We start from the raw sequence: 18,370 nt of genomic DNA, 5'->3' as shown, positions 1-18,370 counted from the left end.
CCAAAACCAACTATAACTTATATATCTGTACCTTTTACTTCACAACTTAAGCGCTAATTCGCTTAAATACTATATTACTTCTTACCTGCGTCAGCTTTTTTAGTACCGTATTTACTTCTTGAGTGTACTCTTCCTTTAACACCAGCTGTGTCAAGAGCACCTCTTACGATATGATATTTAACCCCTGGTAAGTCTTTTACCCTACCACCTCTTACAAGCACGATGCTGTGCTCTTGTAGATTGTGACCTTCACCCGGGATGTAGCTAATTACTTCATAACCTGAAGTAAGTCTAACTTTTGCAACTTTTCTCAAAGCCGAGTTTGGTTTTTTAGGAGTAGTAGTATATACTCTTGTACAAACCCCTCTTCTTTGAGGACAGCTTACAAGTGCAGGTGATTTAGATTTTTTAATTACCTGTTTTCTACCTTTTCTAACTAATTGGTTTATAGTAGGCATAGCTTTCCTTTTTCTGTGATTTTACTAACTTTTTTAGTGTGAAATAATATCAAATTTTAAGCAATTTTCAAAGAAATTTTGTAGATTATTGACTTTTATAAAGGAAAAGAGGAAAAGAAAATTATTGATGGTCGAGTTTAAGATCTCTATCATGATGATAGAACATTCCCGTACCGACTGGTACAACCCTACCAAGAACGATGTTTTCTTTAAAGTCTTCAAGATAATCAAATTTACCTTGAATACTTGCTTCTGTAAGAACTCTTGTTGTTTCCTGGAATGAAGCAGCCGAAATAAAGCTGTCACTCTGGATTGCCGCTCTTGTAATACCTACAAGCATTGGCTCTGCAATTGCAGGTTCACCGCCGAATTTTTTAATTCTTTCATTCTCTTCATTAAATATTTTTTTACTTACCAGGTCACCTTCAATGAATTTAGTATCACCGCTGTCAAGGATTCTTACCTGTCTTAACATCTGGTTAACGATAAGCTCGATATGTTTATCGTTAATGTTAACCCCTTGAAGTCTGTATACTTTTTGAACTTCCGCAACAATATATTGCTGAAGTGCTTTTTCTCCAAGGATGTTAAGAATATCATAACTTGAAATAATACCGTCAGTCAGTCTCTCACCCGCATGTACAAAGTCGCCTTCGTGTACCAGGATTTGTCTGTCCTGAGGAACAAGATATTCTTTTACACTTGTTTCACCCTCAACTATCAGTCTTTGTTTACCTCTAACAGTTTTTCCGAATTTCACATAACCGTCAATTTCACTGATAATTGCCGGTGATTTCGGTCTTCTTGCTTCAAAGAGTTCATTAACCCTTGGAAGACCCCCTGTAATGTCGGCACTTCTTGCAACCGCTTTTGGTGTTTTTGCAAGGATATCCCCTTGTTTAACCTCAGCACCTTCTTGCACGTGGATAACCGTTTTAGGCTCAAGCACATATTCGAATACTTTTTCTTTGTTTGCAAGTAAAATTCTTGGCTGATAACCTTTTGGTAAGTACTCTTTTACGATAATTCTTGATTCACCTGTTAACTCATCCACCTGAGTCGTAACTGTAAATCCGTCGATTACGTCTTCGAATTTAACAACACCGTCAGCTTCAGCCAGGATTGGGTTAGCAAACGGATCCCACTCAGCAATTACTTTGCTCTCACCTTTAATAGGCTCGGCAATTAAATCACCAGCTTTAATCTTAGCGTTGTCATCAACAAGGATTTTAGAACCTCTAACGATATAGTATCTATCAGCCTCTCTGTCGTTTTCATCAACGATTACGGCAAACAGACCTTTGTATTCATTGTCAAACCCGATTTCAGTTCCGGCTTTAATATCGTAAATTCTCTCTAAATGATCCCCTGTAAGTTTATAGTATTTAACCATACCGCTGGCTTTTGCTTCAACTTTTAAAGGAACCGGCTCATTATCTGCAACTTTAAGTTCGGCACCGTATGGGATCCTTTGTGGGATATACCACGCTTCTTTAATAACTTCAACAATGGCGTCATCTTTACTAACTCTCGCATTCTTATACGGCAGATAAAGTTTCCCTTCTGTTTTACCCGCAATACCTGCAAGTTCAGTTCCCTTAACGATGTCATTTTTTCTTAACGAATATCTTTTAACTGTTCCGTCGTCACATTCGATTTCAACAAGCACTTCTTCGTGCTGAGTTTCAATTCTTACAATTCCGTCACACGGAGCTTTTAGTTTCGGCTCTACTAAAAGTACTGCAGCATTTCTTCTGTTTGCAACGATTTTTTTGCCGTCTCTTTCATATGTTTCAATGTTATAGTATCTGATGTATCCATATTTTTCAGCTACGATTTGTCTCTCTTCCTGAGTAGATCCCGCAATACCACCTGTGTGGAATGTTCTTAGTGTCAACTGTGTACCAGGTTCACCGATTGATTGAGCCGCTAAGATACCTACAGCCTCACCAACTTTTACAAGACGTCTTTCAGCCAGACTCATTCCGTAACATTTAGCACAGATACCTTTAGGCGCTTTACATGTAAGCGCACTTCTGATTTTTACTGATTTAACACCTTTTCTAACGATTTCTTTCGCTTCTTCTTCAGTAATTAATGTACCTTCAGTATAAAGCACTTCGTTAGTAATCGGATCGTAAACGTCATCCGCTAAAACTCTTCCGTAAATTCTCTCTTCAAGGCTTTCAACAAGAGTAGAACCGTCTGCAATATCAGTAACTTCAATACCTTCATGAGTTCCACAATCCTGCATGATTACTCTGAAGTTTTGTGAAACGTCAACAAGTTTTCTTGTAAGGTATCCCGCACTTGCCGTTTTAAGGGCCGTATCCGCAAGACCTTTTCTCGCACCGTGAGTCGAGATGAAGAACTCAAGTACGTTTAGACCTTCTTTAAAGTTCGAGATAATCGGTGTCTCGATAATTTCACCGTTAGGTTTCGCCATAAGACCCCTCATACCTGCAAGCTGTTTAATCTGAGACGCACTACCCCTCGCACCTGAGTCGGCCATCATATAAATAGAGTTGAATCCGTCTTTGTCTTTTTTCATAAGTTCCATCAGTTTATCTGCGATATCGTTGTTAGCTTTTGTCCAGATATCGATAATTTTATTATATCTTTCCTGATCTGTAAGTAGACCTTTTTTATACTGTTCCTGAACTTCTTTTACTTTTTTAAGCGCTTCTTCTACGATTTGCTGTTTTTCTTCCGGAACTACGATATCAGCAGCAGAAATAGATACCCCGACTTTAGCCGCATATTTGAAACCTAAGTTTTTAAGGTTATCCAAAAATTCCGCGGTTACTTTAAGTCCACCGTATTTATATACATAATCTACAAGGTTTGAGATATCTTTTTTCTTCATGATCTTATTGTACATCTCAACCGGTACAAAATCAGGTGCAATTGAATGTAAAATCATTCTACCAGGAGTTGTATCAACAACTTCGTTTTTAACTTTTACTTTTACTTTTGCATGTAAATCCACAGCACCTTCGTCAAATGCCGCAAGTACTTCTTCAGGTGAAGCGAACAGTTTATGTTCACCTTTTACTCCGTCTTTCATAAGAGAAATATAATAAATACCAAGTACCATATCCTGTGAAGGAACCGCAATAGCTTTACCCGAAGCTGGTAATAGAATATTCATAGAACTTAACATCAATACTTTTGCTTCGGCAATTGCTTCCTGGCTTAAAGGTACGTGAACAGCCATCTGGTCACCGTCGAAGTCGGCGTTGAATGCCGCACAAACAAGCGGATGCAATTGAATCGCATTTCCGTCGATAAGTACCGGATGGAATGCCTGAATTGATAATTTATGAAGTGTCGGCGCCCTGTTTAAAAGTACAGGATACTGATCAACAACTTCTTGTAGACATTCCCAAACTTCAGGTGTTTTTTCTTCAATATGTCTTTTTGCCTGTTTAATTGTCGTCGCGTAACCTTTTTCTTCAAGTTTACCGATTAGATGCGGTTTGAATAGTTCAAGCGCCATTTTTTTAGGAAGACCGCACTGATCCATTCTTAGGTTCGGTCCAACCACGATAACACTTCTTCCTGAGTAGTCAACCCTTTTACCAAGAAGGTTTTGTCTAAATCTTCCCGTTTTACCTTTAATAACATCACTTAGTGATTTAAGAGGTCTTTTGTTTGCACCTTTAATAGTGTTACCTCTTCTTCCGTTGTCAAAAAGTGCGTCTACCGCTTCTTGAAGCATTCTTTTTTCGTTTCTGATAATAATCTCAGGCGCATCAAGTTCGATTAGTCTTTTAAGTCTTTGGTTTCTATGAATTACCCTTCTGTAAAGGTCGTTAACATCAGCAACAGCAAATTTACCACCGTCAAGTGCAACAAGAGGTCTAAGATCTGGCGGAAGTACCGGAATTACTGACATAATCATCCACTCAGGTCTGTTGTCGGAGTTTAAGAAACCTTCAACAATTTTAAGTTTTTTCACAATGTCTTTTTTTCTTGCTTCGCTTCTTGTGTTTTTAAGCTCTTCTTTTAACGTATGATACATTTCAGCCAGATCAAGTTCTTCAAGCATTCTTTTAATAATCTCAGCTCCCATTTCAGCATGGAACCCTGTATCACCGTAAAGCTCAACAAGTTTTCTATATTCGTCTTCTACTAATACGTCACCTTTGTTTACGGGAGCGTCACCAGGTTCATATACAACGTATGCTTCATAATAAAGTACTCTTTCAAGATCTTTCATTTTAATATCAAGAAGCGTTCCGATTCTACTTGGAAGGTTTGAAACATACCAGATATGCGCTACGGGAGTCACAAGTTCAATGTGACCGAATCTTTCTCTTCTAACTTTAGAAGAAGTAACTTTAACCCCACATTTTTCACAAACGATACCTTTGTAGCGCATTTTTTTGTATTTACCGCAAAGACACTCATAATCATTTATAGGTCCGAAAATTTTTGCACAGAAAAGCCCGTCTCTTTCAGGTTTTAGAGTTCTATAATTAATAGTCTCAGGCTTTTTAACTTCACCAAAAGACCAAGAAAGGATCTCTTCCGGAGATGCTATTTTAACTTGAACAGCATCTATGTCTTTTGGTCTGTTCTCTTCATCCCAGTCAAGTTTTACGTACTTAAATTTCTTCATTGTCTTCTTCCTTTTTATAAAACTCTAAATCAAGTCCAAGTGCTCTAAGCTCTTTAGATAATACAAAGAATGTTTCACTAAGACCTTCAATCGGAACGTTCTCTCCTCTTGTAAGAGCTCTGTAAGCTTTATTTCTACCTTCAACGTCGTCAGATTTGGTTGTAAGCATTTCTTTAAGGTTGTATGCCGCACCGTATGCTTCAAGTGCCCAAACTTCCATTTCCCCGAATCTCTGACCACCGAACAAGGCTTTACCACCTACAGGCTGCTGAGTAATTAAGCTGTATGGTCCGATACTTCTTGCGTGAACTTTGTCATCAACAAGGTGATGCAGTTTTAGCATATACATATATCCTACATTTACTCTTTCTTTAATCGGCTCACCCGTTCTTCCGTCATAAAGCTGAGTTTTTCCGTCTTCCGGAATTCCGGCAAGTTCAAACAGTTTTTTAAATTCTTCTTCATTCACACCCTCAAATACCGGTGTTGCAAATTTCACACCTTTAGCCCAGTCTTGAGCGTATTTAAGCAGCTCTTCGTTTGTAAGTGAATCCAGAAAATCTTTATAATGTTCACCGAAATGTGCAACTTCAACGATTTCTTTCATTTTATTTCTAAGTTTATCCATCATATCGTTTTGTTTTTCTTTTAAAATCTCTTCGATTTGTCTTCCAAGGTTTTTACCTACAAGTCCAAGGTGAACTTCAAGAATCTGTCCGATGTTCATCCTTGAAGGAACCCCAAGTGGATTTAGAACAACATCAACAGTTCTTCCGTCTTCCATATAAGGCATATCTTCTTGCGGTACGATAATACTTACGATACCTTTGTTTCCGTGACGACCTGCCATTTTATCACCGACTTTGATCTTTCTTTTGTTAGCGATATAAACTTTAACCATTTTCGCAACGCCGTTTGGCAGAATGTCGTCTCTTTCAAGTACCTCAAGTTTTTCGTCATATTCTTTTCTAATGTTATCTTTTTCATTCAGATATTTAGCTTTAATATTTTCAAATTCCTGAACAGTCGCATCATCAAAATATTCCACCAAACTTAAAAGTAAGAATTTATTAATATTTACAAGTTCCTCTTTTGGCAGTTTTTCTCCTGCTTTATATGTTTTACCGTTAAGCTCTACATCTTTAATTAACGGTTTACTTGAAAGAAGGTTTGCAAGAGCTAAAACTTCTTCTTTATCAATAATACTTAACTGATTTTTATAAATTTCTTCAATTTTAGCTTTTTCTTCATCATACGCTGCTTTTGCTCTTTCATCAAGCTCATAACCTTTTTTAGTGTAAACTTTAACATCAATCACCACACCTTCCATACTTGCAGGTGCATAAAGAGAACTGTTTACAACATGCCCTGATTTATCACCGAAGATCGACTTAAGTAATCTTTCCTCAGGTGTCGGTTTTACATCACCTTTTGGTGAAATTTTACCAACCAAAATCATTCCAGGTTTTACGTATGTTCCGATTTTAATAATACCGCTCTCATCAAGGTGAGTTAAATATTCAGGTTTTACTCCAGGAATATCAGCCGTAATTTCTTCAAGTCCGTGTTTAAGCTCTCTTACTTCACAAACTTCTTCATAAATATGAACCGATGTATAAACATCGTCTTTAATAATTCTTTCGCTTAGAACAATAGCATCCTCGAAGTTATATCCGTTCCACGGCATAAACGCAACCATAACGTTTTTACCGACACCAAGTTCACCGTTATCCATATTTGGACCGTCGGCAATTACGTCACCGGCTTTAACCACATCACCTTCTTTTACGATAGGTCTTTGGTCAAAACATGTGTTTTGGTTTGTTCTAAGGTATTTTTCAAGTCCGTAATGGTCAATATACGCACCGTTTTCGTCTTCACCTAAAATATAAATATTTTTAGCATCTACTTTAATTACTTTTCCGCCTCTTTTGGCTTTAACAATCTGCCATGCATCACGTGCTACGTATTTTTCCATACCTGTACCAACCATAGGTGCTTCGCTTCTAAGTAGAGGAACACCCTGTCTTTGCATGTTCGATCCCATAAGCGCCCTGTTGGCGTCGTCATGCTCAAGGAATGGAATAAGTGATGCTCCAACCCCTACAATCATTTTAGGATTAAGGTCATAAAGATCAACTTCTTTTTTATCAACAAGGATAATTTCACCGTCTTTTCTTGCTTCAATTAAATCATCAAGAATTTCACCTGTTTCTTCATCAATTTTAACAGATGCAGGTGCGATTGTTTTTTCTTCTTCCTGAGTAGCTGTTAAATATACCACCTCATCTGTTACACGACCGTCTTTTACAACTCTGTACGGAGCTTCGATAAATCCGAATTCGTTAACTTTTGCATAAGTTGATAGCGTGTTAACAAGACCGATGTTTTGACCCTCAGGAGTTTCAATAGGACAGATTCTTCCGTAATGACTTGGATGAACGTCCCTGATTTCAAATCCAGCTCTCTCTCTTGTAACCCCACCTTCACCAAGCGCAGAAAGTCTTCTTTTATGTGCAACTTCACTTAATGGGTTAGTCTGATCCATAAACTGTGAAAGCTGACCTGTTGCAAAGAAATCAAGTATCGTTGTTGTTACAAGTTTAGTATTTACAAGATCCATCGGAAGTAGGTCATTTACATTTGTAACTGTAGTCATTTTATCTCTGATAGTTTTTTGCATTTTTGCAAGACCGTCTTGAAGCCTGTTCGCAAGAAGCTCACCGATACTTCTAATTCTTCTGTTACCAAGGTGGTCTCTATCATCAATCTGACCTACACCGTTTTTAACTCCGATTAAATATTGGATAGTTTTGATAATATCTTGATATGTTAAAACTGTTACATCATCAGGAACATTAAGACCTAATTTGTGGTTCATTTTCATACGACCTACTTTCGTTAAGTCGTATCTTTCCGGATCAAAGAATAATTTTTCAAACAGTTCTTTTGCTGTTTGAGGTGTTGCAGGTTCACCCGGTCTCATAACTTTATAAATTCTGATTCTTGCTAAATCATTTTCGTTTTCAATACCTTCAACCTGTCTTAATATTTTTAGTGTTTCAATATCTTGATGGAAAGCTCTAAGAATTGAGTCATCAACACCTTCAGCCAAGTCGTTTACAATTTTAAAATCTTCTATTTGTGATTCAATAATTTTTTTAAGTTTAACTTCATTAAGCACTGTTAATGTATCAAATAAAACTTCACCAGTTACCGGATCATATATAGGTTCAGCTAAATGTCTGTCAAGTAATACTTCAATAGGATATTCGACATATTCAAGCTCTTCTTGAATTTTTTTAAGTTTTCTGTCACTCAGTCTCTTGCCTGCAGCTAAAATTATATTACCATCAGGATCTTTAAGGTCGTAATCAAGTTTACCGCTTTGAAGAGCTTTTGTAGACATTAAAAATTTGTTATCTTGAATCTTAATATCAACAATAGGATAAAACATTCTCAGAATATCTTCTTTAGAATAATCCATAGCTCTAAGAAGTATAGTAACAGGTACTTTTCTTCTTTTGTTAACTCTTACGTACAACACATCTTTTACATCATATTCAAAATATACCCAACTTCCCCTATCAGGAATTATTTGAGCAGAATATAATAATTTATTAGAATTTTGTGCTTCTTCTTGTTTGAAAATAACACCTGGACTTCTATGTAGTTGGTTAACAATAACTCTTTCTACTCCATTTATAATAAAACTGGTTCTTTCCGTCATTAAAGGAATATCTCTAATATAAAGAGTTTGCTCTTTAATATCTTTAATACCTATTTTTTCACCTGTTTTTTCATCTCTTTCGTGTACGATTAGTCTGATTTTAATTCTAATAGGTATAGAATATGTAAGACCTTTTTCCATACATTCTCTAACAGTATACTTTGGTTTTTTAAATTCAATACCGGCATACTCAAGAGTAATTCTATTTTGGGCATCTGTAATTGGAAACATAGATTTAAAAACTTTATGAATACCACTTTTTTCAGGCTCTTTTAGATTTATAAAATCTTGGAAAGAGTTTTGTTGTAAATGTAGTAAATTCGGAATATCCAATATTTGTGGGATTTTAGAAAAATCTAATCTTAATCTATTGGCTGATTTTAATTGGTTTAACATAGGCTCTCCTGCGCAGAATATTTAGTAGAGATTTGTATATATATCAAAATATACAAAAAAAAGCAAGGGGAGAAATTATTTAACTTCTACAGTCGCTCCCGCTTCTTCAAGTTGTTTTTTAATTTCTTCAGCTTCTTCTTTGCTTACAGCTTCTTTGATTGTTGAAGGTGCACCATCAACGATTTCTTTAGCTTCTTTTAGTCCAGCACCAGTAATTTGTCTTACAACTTTAATTACGTTAATTTTTTTAGCACCAGCATCTTTAAGAATTACATCGAATTCAGTTTTTTCTTCACCAGCTCCACCAGCAGCTCCACCAGCAGCACCTGCTACAACTGTAGGTTGTGCGCTTACATCAAATTTCTCTTCGAATAGTTTTACTAATTCGTTTAATTCTTTAACTGTTAAGTTTTCAATAGTTTCTAAAATTTGTTCAAATGTACAAGCCATAGTAACTCCTCCTATTTTTATTTAATTTTATTCAGATTCTTTTTTTTCGATTAATTTATTTAAAGCCCATGCAAATTTTGCAACAGGAGCTTTCATCATAAATGCAACCATTCCAAGTAATTCGTCTTTTGTTGGAAGTTTACTTACTTCATCAACATAAGCAGCGTCTTTAACTTCACCTTCGATTACCGCACCTTTAATTTTAAACGTGTCTTTGTTTGCAGCTGCATGTTTTGTAATAATTTTTGCAAGAGTGATTTGGTCTTCACCCCAGATAAAAATATTGTTTTCTTCAAACTCTGCTTCAATACCATTGTTAGCAAAAGCGATTCTTGCAAGAGTATTTTTAATAATTCTTGCTTTACCTTCAGCTTCTCTAACAGCTTTTCTTAGAGCCTCTAAATCTTTTACTGTCTGACCTTTGAAGTCTGCGTAAAATACGCACACTTCATTGGTAAATTCTTTTGAGAGCTCTTCAACGATTTGTTTTTTTAATTCTTTTTTCATAAAGCTCCTTTCACTTAGACTCGGCAGGAAATTAAGGGCCAATCCCACCTGCTTTCTAAGTCATTTAGACTTAGGCCAAAGCCTTTTTTATTTGTATTCTGTTAATTCGTTAACGTCAAGTTTAACACTTGGGCTCATTGTTAAACTTAGAGCCGCGTTTTGAATATATCTACCTTTAGCACTTGCAGGTTTCATTTTATTTATTTTTTCGATAAATGCGACAGCATTTTCATAAATTTTTTCAGCATCGAAACTTGCTTTTCCGATACCTACGTGCATATTACCTTTTTTGTCAACTCTGAAGTTTACCTGACCAGCTTTTGCGTTTTTAACTGCCTGTGCAACGTCCATTGTTACTGTGCCAGTTTTAGGGTTTGGCATAAGTCCTTTTGGTCCAAGAATTTTACCAAATCTACCAAGTTTACCCATCATGTCTGGTGTTGCAATTAAAATATCAAAATCAAGATTTCCGTTTTGAATCATTTCAAGTACTTCTTCTTCACCAACAATATCTGCACCAGCTTCTTTAGCTTCGTCAGCTTTAGCACCTTTAGCCAATACTGCAACTTTTACAGTTTTACCAGTTCCGTGAGGAAGAACTACACTACCTCTAATCATTTGATCCGCATGTCTTGGATCTACACCAAGTTTAAGCGCTAATTCAACAGTTTCGTCAAATTTAGCAGATTTAAGTTCTTTTACTTTCTCAGCAGCTTCTTTTAAATTATATACATCTTTGTCAATTTTTTTAAGAAGCTCTTGATATCTTTTTGAATGTTTCTTTGCCATTTTCTCTCCTACGCAAATTTTTTGCTTCCACGCCAGTGGTATTAGTCTACTATTTCAATTCCCATACTTCTTGCACTACCAGCAAGGATTTTCATTGCTTGCTCAATATCGTCAGTGTTTAAGTCTGGTAATTTTTTTTCAGCTACTTCTTTTAATTGAGCTTTTGTAATTTTTCCAACTTTATCTTTAAGTGGATTTGAACTACCTTTTTGAATACCAGCTGCTTTTTTTAATAAATCAGTTGCAGGTGGTTGTTTAGTGATAAATGTAAAACTTCTGTCACTAAATACAGTAATTTCAACAGGAATTGTAAAGCCCATCATATCTTTAGTTTTTTCGTTGAAAGCTTTACAGAATTCCATAATGTTAATACCTCTTTGTCCTAATGCCGGACCAACTGGAGGTGATGGATTTGCTTTACCTGCTGGGATTTGAAGTTTTAATACTTCTACTACTTTTTTTGCCATCCCTTATCCTTTATACTATTTTTTCTACTTTTGTGTAATGAATTTCTACCGGAGTGCTTCTACCAAAAATTGTAACATTTAGTTTTAGCATTCCTTTTTCATAATCGAAATCTTCAACTTCTCCTGTGAAGTTTGCAAACGGACCTTCATTAATTCTAACAATTTCACCTTCTTCAAAAGAAACTTTTGGTTTAGGTGCTGTTTTTGTTTTTGCTTTTTCGAGTATAAGCTCGATGTCTTCTTTTTTAAGAGGAGTTGGTTTTTTAGATTCACCAATGAATCTACCAACTTTTGGAAGAGATTGGATTTTATGCCAAAGTTCAGTATCTAAATCAGCTTCTAAGAAAACATATCCTGGATAAATACTTCTTTCAAAAATTTTCTTTTTACCATTTTTAACTTCAATAACTTCTTCGGTAGGTACAATCACTTCACCTATTACATCATGAAGATTTAATTCATTTTTTAAATTTTCTATAGCTTTTTTAACACTAAGCTCACTTCCAGAATATACTTGTAATGCATACCAGTTCATATGTTTCCTTATAATACAGCTTTTAAAATACCACTCATTATTAAATCAACTAAACTTAAAAATAGTGTCACTACAGTTACTACAACTACTACTGAAATAAATGATTGTTTAATTTCAGTTGTTGTTGGAAAAATAACTTTGTCTAACTCGCTTTTAGCTGCTTTAACATAATCAATAAATGTTTTTATTTTTCCCATGTTACCTCTTCCAAAAATTGGTTGATGGCAGGGCAGGAGGGACTCGAACCCCCAACAAGCGGTTTTGGAGACCGCCGCTCTACCATTGGAGCTACTGCCCTACACGTGGAGCGGGCGACGAGACTCGAACTCGCGACCCTCAGCTTGGAAGGCTGACGCTCTAGCCAACTGAGCTACGCCCGCTCATTTAGACCTGCCTAGCAAGTCTAAATGAAAGGGCAAAAGCCCGAAAATTAAAGTTTAGATTCTTTGTGAACAGTGTGTTTATTACACCATTTACAATATTTTCTAACCTCAAACTTTTCAGGATGTGCTCTTTTTTCTTTCGTAGTGTGGTAATTAAATCTTCCACACTCTTGGCATTTTAGATGAATAATTTCTCTCATCTTTATCCTTTAAAAATAAGGGGGAAACCCTTATTCGATAATTTTAGTTACAACTCCAGCACCTACAGTTCTACCACCTTCTCTGATAGCGAATCTTGTACCTTCTTCAAGTGCAATTGGAGCGATTAATTCAACAGTTAATTTTACGTTATCACCAGGCATAACCATTTCTACACCTTCTGGAAGAATTACGCTTCCAGTTACGTCAGTTGTTCTGATGTAGAATTGTGGTCTGTACCCGTTGAAGAATGGTTTATGTCTACCACCTTCTTCTTTAGTTAATGCGTAAACTTCTGCTTCAAATTTTGTATGAGGTGTAATACTTCCAGGTTTTGCAAGAACTTGTCCTCTTTCAACTTCATCTTTTTTGATACCTCTTAGAAGTACCCCAACGTTATCACCAGCTTGTGCTTCGTCCATTTCTTTTCTGAACATTTCGATACCAGTAACTTTTGTAGTAACAGTAGGTTTGAATCCAACGATATCAACATCATCATTTAGGTGAAGAGTACCTCTTTCAATTCTACCTGTTACAACTGTACCCCTACCAGAAATTGAGAATACGTCTTCGATTGGCATTAGGAAATCTTTTTCAGTATCTCTCTCTGGAGTTGGAATGTATTCGTCAACTGCTGCCATTAGTTCAAGGATTTTTTCACTCCATTCACCAAGTTGTCCAGCTTTAACTTCTTCAAGTGCTTTAAGCGCTGAACCTGCTACTACAGGAGCGTTATCACCGTCAAATTCATATTCGCTAAGAAGTTCTCTAACTTCCATTTCAACAAGTTCAAGTAGTTCTTCGTCATCAACCATATCCATTTTGTTTAGGAAAACAACGATTGCAGGAACACCTACCTGTCTTGATAGAAGGATGTGCTCTCTTGTTTGAGGCATAGGACCATCAGTAGCTGCAACAACTAAGATAGCTCCGTCCATCTGAGCAGCACCAGTAATCATGTTTTTAACGTAGTCTGCGTGTCCTGGACAGTCAACGTGTGCATAGTGTCTGTTTTCAGTTTCATATTCAACGTGAGATGTATTAATAGTAATACCTCTTTCTTTTTCTTCAGGTGCGTTGTCGATGTTATCGTAATCTTTCATTTCAGAAAGACCTTTTTGTGCAAGAACACCTGTAATAGCTGCTGTTAAAGTAGTTTTACCGTGGTCAACGTGTCCAATTGTACCAATATTTACGTGTGGTTTGGTTCTTTGGAATTTTTCTTTTGCCATTTTATTCCTCCATTTAAAATTTTTAAAATTAGCTCTATAAATATGAACTCCAACAAGGCCTTGCTGGAGCCCATAGCCGGGATTGAACCGGCGACCTCTTCCTTACCAAGGAAGTGCTCTGCCACTGAGCTATATGGGCAAAAACACTGCTAGCAATGTTTTATAAAAAAACATTAGTAATTACGGGAGTATATGAGCAGACAACAATTATAAGCAGTTTGCTCAGCTCCCAGTTTGTCATGACTGGAGCGGGCGACGAGACTCGAACTCGCGACCCTCAGCTTGGAAGGCTGACGCTCTAGCCAACTGAGCTACGCCCGCTCAATGGTGGTGGGGGAAGGATTCGAACCTTCGAAGGCGAACGCCAACGGGTTTACAGCCCGTCCCCTTTGGCCACTCGGGAACCCCACCAGTTTAACTGGTCAAACGCTGATATAGATGGAGCCGGCGAAGGGACTCGAACCCCCGACCTGCTGATTACAAATCAGCTGCTCTAGCCAACTGAGCTACGCCGGCAACTCCAACTTGTCTTTGTGGACTGAAATTATATGCAAAATGAACTTACATGTCAAGAGTTTTTTTCTTTTTTATAAAAAAATTACATAATTTTTTCTAAACAACATTTTTTCATTATCTGTTGCATTAATTTAAAAAAAATATTCTTTTTACTTTTAAATTCCATAAAACATATTTTTGAGTCTTGAACTGTAACTAAATATATGTTTTCATTATTTATTAAATTTGTAATCCCAAAAATTTCATCTTTTTTAATTTTTTTTAGAATTTTATTCTCTTTTAATGCTACAACCTCTCCTTCAACAATATAAATCATTTCATATTTATCGATAACACTTTTTTTATTTAATTGTTTAATTTCAATTTTTTTAATATCTTTGTCTATGATATAATCATCTATATCCTCTAAAAATTTAACTTCTTTTTTAATATCTATATATTTGTTGTTAGTTAATGATAATAAATATTCCGTTTCTTCTTGTGTATATTCTGTAAATAAATTCATTCTATTACCTTTAACACTTTTTTTAAATAACTATACCAATCACCATTAGAGCTCTTTGTTTCGTCTATATTTTTCAAATAATAATTTATAAATGTTTTAGTACTGAATCCTCCATCAATATTAGATGCTTCAAAAAATTTCCTAATTTCGTATGATTCAGATGCTTTCAACCATAACAATTTTTCATAATAATATAGTTTTACATTAATTATTTTTTCAAGCTTTTTCAAATTAATCTCTCTTAACTTATTAAATTTTGGAATAAATTGTTTTCTTTCATAATTTTCAAGATCAATCATACTTTTTCTTATTTGAGCATATTCATCTTTAATTTTAGAAATATAATAAATTGAATCGACATGTTGCTTTTTTAATTTTTTATATTCCGTCAACTCTTTTTCATTTTTTGGTACTTCTTTAAATCTTTTTAATTTAATCTCAACATCAAGAATAGTTTTATTATAATTTTCTATTTCGGTTTTTAAGAGTTCGTATTTGCTTTTTAATTCCTTATATTTATCAACTTCCATCAAATAGTCATTAAAAAACACATATTCATCATATTCAGTCTTTTTTTTAAACATCTTACAATATGTATACAAAGAGTGTACATCATTGTATAATTTGGAAGTCAAACCTTTTAACAATGTATCATCAATATCAGATAGAAAGTTTGTCGCAGTATCAATAAATCTTTTTAACTCTATATAATTATGTTTTGGAAATGTAAACTTATTGGTAATTAAATAATTAAAATGAAAATTATTAATTTTTTCAATTTCACCGAAATATGTCTCCATAAACTCATCTAACGTCATCCCCCACCCTTATCCCATTTTTATTCATTATAATAGCAAAAAAATTTTAAATGTATAAGATTAATATTAGAATGAGTTATCTCTAAAAATAAATAAAATTTAAAGTGTCAAATATATGTAATAAAAATAATAATAATGTTAAAAACTAAATGTCAGATATATATTATTTAAATAAAAAAACACGTATTGAAGAATTAATTTAAAAATAATTATATATTAGTATAAAGCAACATAATTAAAAAGAGGTATTAAGGCAATTAGATGAGAAAATAAGTAAACTTACGAAGTAAAAAATATATAGTATTAAATTTAAAATTAAAAAATAAAAACAAATAAATAAGAGTAATAAAAGCAAATAATTAAAAAGTAAGTAAATAAAAAATAGATGTAAAAAAAATAAAATAAATTTATAAAAAGATGAGAAATAGAGACAATTAACGGACAGTGCCAGACCCTGACAGTTGTAGTTTAAAAGAAATTATTGAGAAGATGATCAGTAGCTTTAGGACTTACAGTATATACTATAAATCCTAGCAGGGACCTACTTTCCCACACCTGAAAGGTGCAGTATCATCAGCGCTGTAGGGCTTAACTGCCAGGTTCGGAATGGAACTGGGTGTTTCCCCTACGCTTTTCCCGCTAGGATTGATACTATATACTGAAAGTTAGCTGTTAAAAGTCTTGTCCATCACCGCAAGTAAAGCCATTCGGGTTATTAGTACTGGTCAGCTCAACCCCTCGCAGGGCTTACACCCCCAGCCTATCAAGCAGGTAGTCTTCCTGCACCCTCATGGGAAGGCTCATCTTGGAGTGGGCTTCCCGCTTAGATGCTTTCAGCGGTTATCCCTTCCGAGCTTGGCTACCCAGCACTGCCCTTGGCAGGACAACTGGTACACCAGTGGCTCGTCCAACCCGGTCCTCTCGTACTAGGGTCAGCTCTCCTCAACCTTCCTACGCCCACGGCAGATAGGGACCGAACTGTCTCACGACGTTCTGAACCCAGCTCGCGTACCGCTTTAAATGGCGAACAGCCATACCCTTGGGACCTGCTCCAGCCCCAGGATGCGATGAGCCGACATCGAGGTGCCAAACCTCCCCGTCGATGTGAGCTCTCGGGGGAGATCAGCCTGTTATCCCCGGGGTACCTTTTATCCTTTGAGCGATGGCCCTTCCACTCAGAACCACCGGATCACTAAGACCGACTTTCGTCTCTGCTCGACCTGTTTGTCTCGCAGTCAGGCTGGCTTGTGCCTTTACACTCTGCTGACGATTTCCAACCGTCATGAGCCAACCTTTGTGAGCCTCCGTTACTCTTTAGGAGGCGACCGCCCCAGTCAAACTACCCGCCAGGCACTGTCCCCCAGCAGGATTACTGCTGCGGGTTAGTAGGCAGGATATCCAAGGGTGGTATCTCAAGGACGGCTCCACCCGAGCTGGCGCCCGGGCTTCATAGCCTCCCACCTATCCTGCACATGGATATCCCACCTACAATGCCAAGCTGTAGTAAAGGTCCACGGGGTCTTTCCGTCTTGCCGCGGGTAGGAGGAATTTTCACCTCCACTACAATTTCACTGGATCCCTCCCTGAGACAGCCCCTCACTCGTTACGCCATTCATGCAGGTCGGTATTTAACCGACAAGGAATTTCGCTACCTTAGGACCGTTATAGTTACGGCCGCCGTTTACCGGGGCTTCGGTTCACCGCTTCGCCCAAAAGGGCTAACGGATCCCCTTAACCTTCCGGCACCGGGCAGGCGTCACACCCTATACTTCCTCTTGCGAGTTAGCAGAGTGCTGTGTTTTTGGTAAACAGTCGGCAAGAGCGCTGCGCTGCGACCCCTTTCGGCTCCACCCGCAGGGGGCTTCACCTACTCGGGGCACACCTTATCCCGAAGTTACGGTGCCAGTTTGCCGAGTTCCTTAGGGAGGGTTCTTCCACGCGCCTTAGAATACTCATCCCGCCTACCTGTGTCGGTTTGCGGTACGGGCTACTAATAGCTCAAACGCCTTAGAGGCTTTTCTCGGCACGACGGCATCACCGATTCCCCCTCCGCTCCGAAGAGCTTTGGGGGCCTGTCAGGTCTCGGCCTAGCGTGAGGCGGATTTGCCTACCTCACAGCCTACACCCTTCGAGCCACTATTCCATCAGTGACCTCGGTTAGCCCTATGCGTCCCCCCTTCGGCTCGCTATTAGTAGGTAACGGAATATTAACCGTTTTTCCATCGACTACGCCTTTCGGCCTCGTCTTAGGTCCCGACTAACCCTACACTGACGAGCATCGTGTAGGAAACCTTAGGCTTTCGGCGGATGGGATTCTCACCCATCTTATCGCTACTCATGCCTGCATGCTCACTTGATGCCGCTCCACTGCTCCTCACCGGTACAGCTTCGACGCTGACATCAACGCTCTCCTACCACTCTAGTCCAACTAGAGTCTACGACTTCGGCGGATAGCTTTAGCCCCGTTATATTTTCGGCGCTCCCCCGCTCGACCAGTGAGCTGTTACGCTTTCTTTAAAGGATGGCTGCTTCTAAGCCAACCTCCTGGTTGTCTAAGCAGGAAAACCTCCTTTTCCACTTAGCTATCACTTGGGGGCCTTAGTCGGTAGTCTGGGTTGTTCCCCTCTCGACATAGGATTTTATCACCCTACGCCTCACTGCCAAGATTACACCATAGGTATTCGGAGTTTGACAGGGTTTGGTACAGCTGTGGGCCGCCCTAGCCCTATCAGTGCTCTACCCCCTATGGCTACCTCTTGACG

The 18,370-nt window shown here is 37.3% G+C and carries 13 protein-coding genes, 6 tRNA genes and 2 rRNA genes (1 of these 21 cut by a window edge); all 21 read right to left on the bottom strand.

All coding sequences use genetic code 11. The annotated features are described in order from the left end of the window. Positions 1 to 74: 74 nt before the first annotated feature. Positions 75 to 458 carry a 30S ribosomal protein S12 gene (gene rpsL, locus NAMH_RS00900; protein WP_015902097.1) on the bottom strand — a complete coding sequence of 128 codons (384 nt, stop codon included), beginning with the start codon at positions 456 to 458 and terminating at the stop codon, positions 75 to 77. A gap of 121 nt (positions 459 to 579) precedes the next feature. After that, positions 580 to 5,082, bottom strand: coding sequence for a DNA-directed RNA polymerase subunit beta' (gene rpoC / locus NAMH_RS00895; protein WP_012663676.1), 4,503 nt, complete (start codon positions 5,080 to 5,082; stop codon positions 580 to 582). Then, complete coding sequence (rpoB, locus tag NAMH_RS00890) at positions 5,069 to 9,208, bottom strand: DNA-directed RNA polymerase subunit beta (RefSeq protein ID WP_015902370.1); 4,140 nt, start codon at positions 9,206 to 9,208, stop codon at positions 5,069 to 5,071. Before rpoB ends, rpoC begins: the two co-directional genes overlap by 14 nt. Before the next feature lie 75 nt (positions 9,209 to 9,283). Continuing rightward, the gene (gene rplL / locus NAMH_RS00885; RefSeq protein WP_012663939.1) at positions 9,284 to 9,658 is read right to left on the bottom strand and encodes a 50S ribosomal protein L7/L12; all 375 of its coding nucleotides are present in this window, start codon (positions 9,656 to 9,658) and stop codon (positions 9,284 to 9,286) included. Positions 9,659 to 9,685: 27 nt separating this feature from the next. Beyond that, the gene (gene rplJ / locus NAMH_RS00880) at positions 9,686 to 10,165 is read right to left on the bottom strand and encodes a 50S ribosomal protein L10 (protein WP_015902538.1); all 480 of its coding nucleotides are present in this window, start codon (positions 10,163 to 10,165) and stop codon (positions 9,686 to 9,688) included. Positions 10,166 to 10,252: 87 nt separating this feature from the next. After that, on the bottom strand, positions 10,253 to 10,954 hold the full coding sequence (rplA, locus tag NAMH_RS00875) for a 50S ribosomal protein L1 (protein ID WP_015901808.1): 702 nt from the start codon (positions 10,952 to 10,954) through the stop codon (positions 10,253 to 10,255). A 41-nt stretch (positions 10,955 to 10,995) separates the two neighbouring features. Then, complete coding sequence (gene rplK, locus NAMH_RS00870; RefSeq protein WP_015901971.1) at positions 10,996 to 11,421, bottom strand: 50S ribosomal protein L11; 426 nt, start codon at positions 11,419 to 11,421, stop codon at positions 10,996 to 10,998. A 10-nt stretch (positions 11,422 to 11,431) separates the two neighbouring features. Beyond that, entirely contained in the window at positions 11,432 to 11,956 is a 525-nt protein-coding gene (gene nusG, locus NAMH_RS00865; RefSeq protein ID WP_015902332.1) for a transcription termination/antitermination protein NusG, read from the bottom strand. Between the two features lie 8 nt (positions 11,957 to 11,964). Further along, a complete protein-coding gene (gene secE / locus NAMH_RS00860) occupies positions 11,965 to 12,153 on the bottom strand; it encodes a preprotein translocase subunit SecE (RefSeq protein ID WP_012663443.1) in 189 nt (62 codons plus the stop codon). A 25-nt stretch (positions 12,154 to 12,178) separates the two neighbouring features. Beyond that, positions 12,179 to 12,254: transfer RNA gene (locus NAMH_RS00855), tRNA-Trp, on the bottom strand. Between the two features lie 5 nt (positions 12,255 to 12,259). Next, positions 12,260 to 12,336: transfer RNA gene (locus NAMH_RS00850), tRNA-Gly, on the bottom strand. Positions 12,337 to 12,386: 50 nt separating this feature from the next. Next, positions 12,387 to 12,539: a 50S ribosomal protein L33 gene (rpmG, locus tag NAMH_RS00845; protein WP_012663752.1), complete on the bottom strand. Its 153-nt coding sequence runs from the start codon at positions 12,537 to 12,539 to the stop codon at positions 12,387 to 12,389. Positions 12,540 to 12,569: 30 nt separating this feature from the next. After that, positions 12,570 to 13,769, bottom strand: a complete 1,200-nt coding sequence (gene tuf / locus NAMH_RS00840) for an elongation factor Tu (protein WP_015902389.1) — start codon at positions 13,767 to 13,769, stop codon at positions 12,570 to 12,572. A 64-nt stretch (positions 13,770 to 13,833) separates the two neighbouring features. Then, a tRNA-Thr gene (locus tag NAMH_RS00835) sits at positions 13,834 to 13,908 on the bottom strand. 105 nt (positions 13,909 to 14,013) lie between these two features. Then, a tRNA-Gly gene (locus NAMH_RS00830) sits at positions 14,014 to 14,090 on the bottom strand. Positions 14,091 to 14,094: 4 nt separating this feature from the next. Continuing rightward, positions 14,095 to 14,180: transfer RNA gene (locus NAMH_RS00825), tRNA-Tyr, on the bottom strand. 28 nt (positions 14,181 to 14,208) lie between these two features. After that, a tRNA-Thr gene (locus NAMH_RS00820) sits at positions 14,209 to 14,285 on the bottom strand. 82 nt (positions 14,286 to 14,367) lie between these two features. Beyond that, on the bottom strand, positions 14,368 to 14,790 hold the full coding sequence (locus NAMH_RS00815; RefSeq protein ID WP_015902742.1) for a hypothetical protein: 423 nt from the start codon (positions 14,788 to 14,790) through the stop codon (positions 14,368 to 14,370). Then, positions 14,787 to 15,608 (bottom strand): hypothetical protein, encoded by an 822-nt coding sequence (locus NAMH_RS00810; protein WP_012663903.1) that lies wholly within the window; start codon positions 15,606 to 15,608, stop codon positions 14,787 to 14,789. The genes NAMH_RS00815 and NAMH_RS00810 overlap by 4 nt, the downstream gene beginning before the upstream one ends. A gap of 528 nt (positions 15,609 to 16,136) precedes the next feature. Continuing rightward, positions 16,137 to 16,252: ribosomal RNA gene (gene rrf, locus NAMH_RS00805) — 5S ribosomal RNA — on the bottom strand. 50 nt (positions 16,253 to 16,302) lie between these two features. Beyond that, a 23S ribosomal RNA gene (locus tag NAMH_RS00800) occupies positions 16,303 to 18,370 on the bottom strand (it continues 842 nt past the right edge of the window).

The sequence above is a fragment of the Nautilia profundicola AmH genome, assembly GCF_000021725.1.
GTDB lineage: Bacteria > Campylobacterota > Campylobacteria > Campylobacterales > Nautiliaceae > Nautilia > Nautilia profundicola.
This window is presented reverse-complemented; position numbering and strand designations above follow the sequence as displayed.